The sequence below is a fragment of the Dactylosporangium sp. NPDC005572 genome, from assembly GCF_040605515.1.
Taxonomy (GTDB): domain Bacteria; phylum Actinomycetota; class Actinomycetes; order Mycobacteriales; family Micromonosporaceae; genus Dactylosporangium.
In genome coordinates this window covers 130882-137899 of sequence record NZ_JBEXCY010000010.1, presented here as the reverse complement: position 1 = coordinate 137899, position 7018 = coordinate 130882, and the positions used below count along the sequence as shown (strand labels likewise).

The following is a 7018-nucleotide window of genomic DNA, read 5'->3' as shown; positions in this document are numbered from 1 at the left end:
TGCCGCGGCCGCGGCCGGCGGCGGGGCCATGATCAAGGGAAACATCTGGCTGTCATAGCGACCAGATGTTTCCCTTGATCATGGCCCGGCCAGTCGAAGCAGGAGCCGGCGAAAGCGGCTAGAAGCCGGTCCAGACCATCTTGGCGCCCGTGTCGCCCGCCTTGAAGACGAAGTAGAACGCGGCCAGGCTCAGCGCCACCCCCAGCACCACGATCACCCAGTGCGCCGCCGCCGGGGCCTTGATCAGGAACTTCGACTTCGGCGTCACGGCCAGCATGAAGGCCATCACCAGCGCGACCACCGCCAGCACCAGCACCACCACGAACAGGTTGTTGCCGAAGCCCTCGTGCTGCTCGATCTTCTCCTGGATCTCCCCGGCCTGGAAGTTCGGGCTCTTGCTGAACGACTCGCCGGACTCCTTCGCGGCGAAGACCGCGACGGGAGTGGCGATGGCCAGGGCGATCAACGGCCAGCGGACGTGGCGGCGGCTGCCCGCCCACACCGCGTAGAGGATCGCGACCAGCCCGAGCAGCGGCACCAGGACCACCGCCGCATGGATAAAGAGCGGGTGGGCCGGAATACCTTGCACACGATCGAACACGAAGCCTCCTCGACAGACGGACCTCCCCCGCGGGGAAGTACACACGCTGAAGATCCCGGGTTCAAAGAGTCAGGAAACATTTGAACGGTTCCAGGCTGCGTGGTGTTATTGAGGGCGTGTCGGGTGAAGATCTGCTGCGCGCCCGGGGTCTGCGTGTGACGCGGCCCCGGCTGGCCGTGCTGGAGGTCCTCGACTCCGCACGCGGGCATCTCGACGTCGACCAGATCGCCGCCCAGGTGCGCCAGCGGCTTGACTCGGTCTCGACCCAGGCGGTGTATGACGTGCTGAGCGCCCTGTCCAGGGCCGGGCTGGCCCGGCGGATCGAGCCGGCCGGCAGCCCGGCGCGCTTCGAGGCCCGGGTCGGCGACAACCACCACCACGTCGTCTGCCGGGGGTGCGGGGAGATCGCCGACGTCGACTGCACGGTCGGCGAGGCGCCCTGCCTGACCCCGTCGCAGGCGCACGGGTTCGTGCTCGACGAGGCCGAGGTCACCTTCTGGGGGCTGTGCCCGGCCTGCCAGCAGAAACGCAGCGAAGACCAGCAGTGACCGACGTAGGGCTGTTCGGCCCCGACTCGATCACCTGGCGCGTGCACCGGGAGCCGATCGTCACCGTCGGCGGGCTGCGCAGCCTGTACCTCCAGGCCCTGCACCCGCGGGCGGTCGCCGGCGTCGAGCAGAACAGCCGCTACCGGCAGGACCCCTGGGGCCGGCTGCGGCGGACGTCGGAGTACGTGACCACGGTCATCTACGGCACCACCGAGCAGGCCGAGAAGGCCGGCCGGCGGGTCCGCGCCGTGCACCGCCGGATGACCGCGACCGACCCGCGCACGGGCGAGCTGTTCCGGGTCGACGACCCCGAGCTGCTGCGCTGGGTGCACGTGACCGAGGTCGAGTCGTTCCTCGACGCCGCCCTGCGCGGCGGGCTGCGGCTCAGCCCGGCCGAGGTCGACGGCTACTTCACCGAGCAGACCCGCGCCGCCGCCCTGGTCGGGCTCGACCCCGCCACGGTGCCCTCGAGCGCCGAGGAGATCCGGTTGTACTACGAGGACATGCGCCCCAGCCTCGAGCTCACGGCCGACTCGGCGGCGACCGGCATCTTCCTCACCCTGCCGCCGCTGCCCTACGGGCTCGGCCTGACGCCGGTGCGCGGCCTGTCGTTCAGCGTGTCGGCGCTGGCCATCGGCCTGCTGCCGCCGTGGGCCCGCAAGCTCTACGGCCTGCCCGGCCTCGCCGCCACCGGCCTGGTCGCGTCGGCCAACGCCCGCGTGCTGGGCACCCTGCTGCGGCAGATCCCGCTGGAGTGGATCGAGTCGCCGGCCCGCAAGGACGCGATGCGCCGCCTGGCCGAGGCCCGAGCCGCCGAAGCGGCCCACGCCGGGCACGAAGCGTGAGATAACGCCCACCGATCGCGTTCAACGGGGCGTCCGCCCGACACCGACCCGGCGCGGAGGCGGTCGTGATCTACCGCCTCCGCCCCTTGTCCTAACGGGCTGCGCAGGTCACCGTGGCCGGCGCCGCGTTCGTGCCCGAGTAGCTGCCGTTGAAGCCGGCGGCCGTCGAGCCGGCCGGTGCCAGCGAGCCGTTCCACGCCGCGTTCGCGACCGTGACCGCCGCGCCGGTCTGCGACCAGACGCCGGACCAGCCGTTCGTCACCTTCTGGTTGCCCGGGAAGGTGAACGTGACCGTCCAGCCACTGATCGGCGTGGTACCGGAGTTCGTGACCGTGACCTCGCCGTTGAACCCGTCGCCCCACTGGTTCGTCACCCGGTAGACGGCGGTGCAGGACGCCCCGCTCGTGCCGCCGCTCGTCGTCACCGACACCGGGTCCGACGTGGTCGACAGGTTCCCGGCAGCGTCCTTGGCCCGGACCGCGAACTGGTACGCCGTCGAAGCGGTCAGCCCGGTGACGGTCGCGGTAGTGCCTGTCGTCGTGGCCACCACAACCGGGCCGGCGCTGCCGCCCAGGCGAAGCACGTCGTACCCGGTGACGCCGACGTTGTCGGTCGACGCGGCCCAGCTCAGCGCGACGCTGGACGAGGTCACCCCGGACGCGGCGGGCATGCCGGGCCTGGTGGGCGCCGTGGTGTCCCCGGTCGAGGCCTGTGTCGTCACGCTGCCGCCCGGCGACGCGGCCGACGTGTTGCCCGACGTGTCTGTGGCGACCACGGTGAACGTGTAGGCCGTCGACGGGCTCAGGCCGGTGATCGCGAGCGACGTCGCCGAGGTGGTGCCGACGAGCGCGGTGCCGTTGTAGACCGAGTAGTCGCGCACGGCGACGTTGTCGGTCGACGCGGTCCAGCTCGCGGTCGCGCCGGTCGAGGTGACGTTCGTGAACGTCGGCCGGCCCGGCGCGCTCGGCGCCGTCGTGTCGGCCGGGCCGGTGCCGGGCGCGTCGCCCCACACCTTGGTCGCGCCGTCGAACAGCGTCATGTGCGAGTTGGGGCCGGCCGCGGCCGGGTACGACCAGTCGTTCGAGGTGTCCCAGGTGCCGGACGACGCGATGCGGAACTGCACCTCGCGCCGCCAGGCGGACTGGCCGGCCGGGGCGATCGTCTGGCCCACGCAGCTGACGGTCACGTAGTACGTGCTGCCGCTGACCAGCGTCGGGCCGGTCGGCGCGCCGCACTGGTTGTACGCGCTCGACAGGGTGATCTGGCTGATGGTCGTCGCGCCGTCGAGCGTGAAGTAGTAGCGGAACGAGCCCTGGGTCAGGGCCCGGGCCGGCCACGCCGACTTGTTGTAGACCATCGCCTTGATCTCGGTGAAGCCGGTGCCGGTGGTGTTCAGCGACGACTCGATGTACATCTCCGGCCCGTCCGGTGTCTCGGTGCCCGGGAAGCCGGCCGGCGGCGTGCCGCCGAACTCGTTGTACATGCGCACGAGCGCGCTGGTCAGGCCGGCGTTGTAGTCGGTCGCGACCTCGTTCATGACGTAGTCCTGGCGGCTGTCCGTGTAGGCGTCGTTGGCCGACGACGGCCCGCCGACGAGCGCCCCGTACAGCGTGTGCCGGGAGATCTCCGGGTTGGTGATCTGGTCGGTCCAGGAGCCGTGGGCCGTGCGGTGGTGCGGGTTCTTCGGCGGGTTGGCCCCGAACCCGATCATGTAGCTGGAGCTGCGGGGGTTGTCGCCGAGGATGTAGTTGATCTGCCGCACGCCGAAGTCGTGGTACCGCGCCTTGCGGGTGGCGTCGGTGAGCCAGTCGCTGTAGACGAACGCGACGAACGAGGTGTTGGCGGCGTACCGCAGCGATCCCCAGCTGTCGAGGACCGCCTGGCCGCCGGGCGACGTCGGCACCTTCTGGCCGTTGACGCCGACCGACCAGTAGTCGAGCCAGCGGTTCGCGTCGTCGACGTACTGCTGCTTGCCGGTCAGTTTGGCCAGCAGTACATAACACCCATAAGACTTGTCGTCCCACGCGATCGTCCACTTGTAGGACTTGGTGGTCGACTGCGGCTCGGTGCCCAGGTTGGCGTAGCCGGCCTCCGCCTTGGCCAGGTAGGTGGCGTCGTTCGTGGCCCGGTAGAGCCAGATCGCGCCCCAGACGAGCTCGTCGTTGAAGCCGCTCCACGAGTTGTAGAAGCTCGACGCGTCGGTGATGCACTCGCTGTACTTGCGGCGCACCGTGTCGGCGAACGTGTAGAGCTGCTTGGCGTGCGTGACCAGCTTGTCGGCGTAGGCCGCGTCCGTGGGCCGGATGACGATCGACGACGCGGCCATGGCGGCGGCGGTCTCGCCGGCCAGGTCCGCGCCGCCGCAGGAGGCGTCGATCTTGTACGCCGGGCGGGCCATCGGCATCACCTCGGCCGGCCCCCACCAGGCATGGTCCGGGCCGCCGGTGCCGACCTGCCCGTAGAGGACGTTGGCGCTGGGGTGCGCCTTGATGAAGTAGTCGTTGACGAAGCGCAGGTTGTTGATGAGGGACGGCAGCTGGCCGCTGCGGGTGTAGGCATCGCGGTACTCGACGGCGCCCCAGGCGAGCATCGTCGTCGTGAACGCCATCGGGAAGCCGAACTTCACGTGGTCGCCGGCGTCGAACCAGCCGCCGGTGAGGTCGAGCCCGACGTCCTGGCCGTCCTTCATGGCCGAGTCGCCGCGCCAGCCGACGCGGCTCCACGACGGCTTCGGCCCGGACTGCTGGGCCTCATAGAACCAGATCGACTTCTGCAGCGCCTCGGCGTAGTTGAACGTGGGCGCGGCCTGGGCCGGCTGCTGCACGGCAACGTTGAGGGTGATCAATGTTACGGCCGCTATGGCGGCGCTGAGTAGGCGTCTTTTCATCGGCGGCGGTCTCCTTCTCGGCAGTTGCTGGATTGAACCGCCGCCGCTTCTTGATTTTGAAGGAGAGCGCTCTATCGGCGCTGTCGGCGCAGGTCAGCGCTTGAAAGTTGCACACCCGTGAGGCGCTCGGAGAGGTCCCAGAGCCGCCGCGCGTCGTGCTCGTCCCGGGCCGGCTCGACGGGCTGGACGACGGTTGGCCAGCCGCGGTGCTCGCCCGGCCCGTCGGGCCCGATGAACTGGCCGCTCTCGACCCGCGGGTCGGTCGCGGCGTACAGCTGGTCGAGCGCGCCCCGCTCCATCGGCTGGGCGAACAGCGTGTTGGCGATCCGCATGGCGATCTTCGTCGGGCCGGACGTCACCGCCGTCTGGAGGTTGGTGTTCGACCAGCCGGGGTGGGCGAGGATGCTCTTGCGCGGGTCGCCGGCGGCCTGCAGTCGCCGGTGCAGCTCCAGGCCGAAGAGGACATTGGCGAACTTCGACTGCGAGTAGAAGCCCATCGGCGAGTAGCCCTTGGCGCCGTCGAGGTTGTCGTAGTGGATGCGCCCGGTCCGGTGCCGCGTCGAGCTCACGGTCACGACGCGGTCGGTGATGCGGTCGAGCAGCAGCAGCGTCAGGGCGAAGTGGCCGAGGTGGTTGGCGGCGAACTGCAGCTCGTGCCCCTGGGCGCTGCGCCGGCGCGGCGGCATCATGACGCCGGCGTTGTTGATGAGGACGTCGATGGTCCGGCCCTGGAGGTCGTCGGCGAGCGCGCGCACGCTGTCGAGGTCGGCGAGGTCGACGCGCTTGAGCTCGCCGTCGACGCCGGCCTTGCGACCCTTGTCGAGGTCACGCACGGCCATGATGACGTGCGCGCCCTTGCTCGCCAGCGTCCTGGCGGTCACCAGCCCGAGCCCGCTGCTGGCCCCGGTGACGAGAAACGTCCTGCCCCGCTGATCCGCGATCTGCTCACTCGTCCATCTCATGCGTCCCAGCATGCCTCGCGTGGCACTCAGTGTCAACGCTGCCCTTTTGTGCCAAGTTTTGCGTTGGGGGGCGTAGAATGCGCGGGTGAGCCTCGTGGAACGCAAGCGCCAGCTCGTCCGGGACGAGCTGACCGAGGCCGCGCTGAAACTCCTCGCCTTCCAGGGCTTCGAGGAGACGACGATCGACCAGATGGCGGCCGCGGCGGGGGTGTCGCGGCGGACGTTCTTCCGCTACTTCAGCTCGAAGGAAGACGTCATCATCGAGTTCCTGAGCGACCTGGGCCGCAAACTGAGCGCGGCCCTGTCGTCGCGCCCACCGTCGGAACCCCCGGCGGAGGCGGTCCAGAACGCGCTGCGCGTCTTCACGGACACGCTCTGGGAGCACCCGGAGAAGTCCCGCCGCTTGACCGAGATCATGGTGAACACCCCGGCGCTGCTGGCCCGCTACCTGGAACGCCAGGTCGAGTGGAAGGCGGCGCTGGCGAAGGACCTCTCGACCCGCATGCCCCCGGCCACGTCGACGGAGCTGACCGCCCCGGTCGTGGTGGCGGTGGCCTTCGCCGCGTACGACACGGCACTGATCCACTGGGTCCAGCAGCCACGCGACGCGGACCTCAACGCGCTGGTGGACGCCTGCTTCGCGGTGGCCTTCCCACCGTCCTGACAACTCGCAAGCTCCTGACCCCGGCTGCGGCCGGCCGCCCACGTCGCTCATGACCACGAAGAGTTGTTGTCGCCAGGGCCACTCCACGGGCTGCGCCACGGCCTGATGGACCATGATCCTGAAGAGTTGTTATCGCCAGGGGTGCCAAAAGTCTTCGTGTTCACGGTCGACGACGGCAACAACTCTTCGCGATCATCCAGAGCGGTGCCCCAGCCACGCCCAGGACCTGTTTCATAACTGGGGTCGGAGCGAAGCGGAGTCCAGATTTGGTCTGGCGTCGCCCGCGGAAGTCCGGCTATCGGTGCTGCAACCGGGCTTTCGCGGGGTGGCACCAGGCGGAATCAGGGCGCGCCGCAGCCCGGGCTCAGAAACAGGCCCTGGGACGCCGAAGAGCACGCCATCAGGCCGTGGACGCGCACCGACCGGCAACCGCCCGCTGCCCCAACCTGCGGCCAGAGAAGCCAACGAGCCCAGCCCGGCACGGCAGCCCGCCAGCCCGGCCCGGCCCGAG

6 protein-coding genes are annotated in these 7018 nt (G+C 70.0%); 3 read left to right on the top strand and 3 right to left on the bottom strand.

Going from position 1 to position 7018, the window contains the following annotated elements; genetic code table 11:
- Window positions 1–118: 118 nt before the first annotated feature.
- Window positions 119–601 carry a DUF2231 domain-containing protein gene (locus tag ABZS66_RS08335; RefSeq protein WP_354756366.1) on the bottom strand — a complete coding sequence of 161 codons (483 nt, stop codon included), beginning with the start codon at window positions 599–601 and terminating at the stop codon, window positions 119–121.
- A 116-nt stretch (window positions 602–717) separates the two neighbouring features.
- Here ABZS66_RS08335 and ABZS66_RS08330 point away from each other — a divergent pair, with 116 nt between their 5' ends.
- Both ABZS66_RS08330 and ABZS66_RS08325 read left to right on the top strand, forming a co-directional pair.
- Complete coding sequence (locus tag ABZS66_RS08330; protein ID WP_354756364.1) at window positions 718–1149, top strand: Fur family transcriptional regulator; 432 nt, start codon at window positions 718–720, stop codon at window positions 1147–1149.
- Window positions 1146–1994 carry an oxygenase MpaB family protein gene (locus ABZS66_RS08325; protein WP_354756362.1) on the top strand — a complete coding sequence of 283 codons (849 nt, stop codon included), beginning with the start codon at window positions 1146–1148 and terminating at the stop codon, window positions 1992–1994. Before ABZS66_RS08330 ends, ABZS66_RS08325 begins: the two co-directional genes overlap by 4 nt.
- Window positions 1995–2085: 91 nt before the next feature.
- Here the strand turns inward: ABZS66_RS08325 and ABZS66_RS08320 are convergent, their stop codons facing one another.
- Window positions 2086–4881 (bottom strand): glycoside hydrolase family 9 protein, encoded by a 2796-nt coding sequence (locus ABZS66_RS08320; RefSeq protein WP_354756361.1) that lies wholly within the window; start codon window positions 4879–4881, stop codon window positions 2086–2088.
- A 71-nt stretch (window positions 4882–4952) separates the two neighbouring features.
- Window positions 4953–5843 (bottom strand): oxidoreductase, encoded by an 891-nt coding sequence (locus ABZS66_RS08315; RefSeq protein ID WP_354756359.1) that lies wholly within the window; start codon window positions 5841–5843, stop codon window positions 4953–4955.
- An 85-nt stretch (window positions 5844–5928) separates the two neighbouring features.
- Here ABZS66_RS08315 and ABZS66_RS08310 point away from each other — a divergent pair, with 85 nt between their 5' ends.
- Window positions 5929–6507 (top strand): TetR family transcriptional regulator, encoded by a 579-nt coding sequence (locus ABZS66_RS08310; protein WP_354756357.1) that lies wholly within the window; start codon window positions 5929–5931, stop codon window positions 6505–6507.
- Window positions 6508–7018 lie beyond the last annotated feature (511 nt).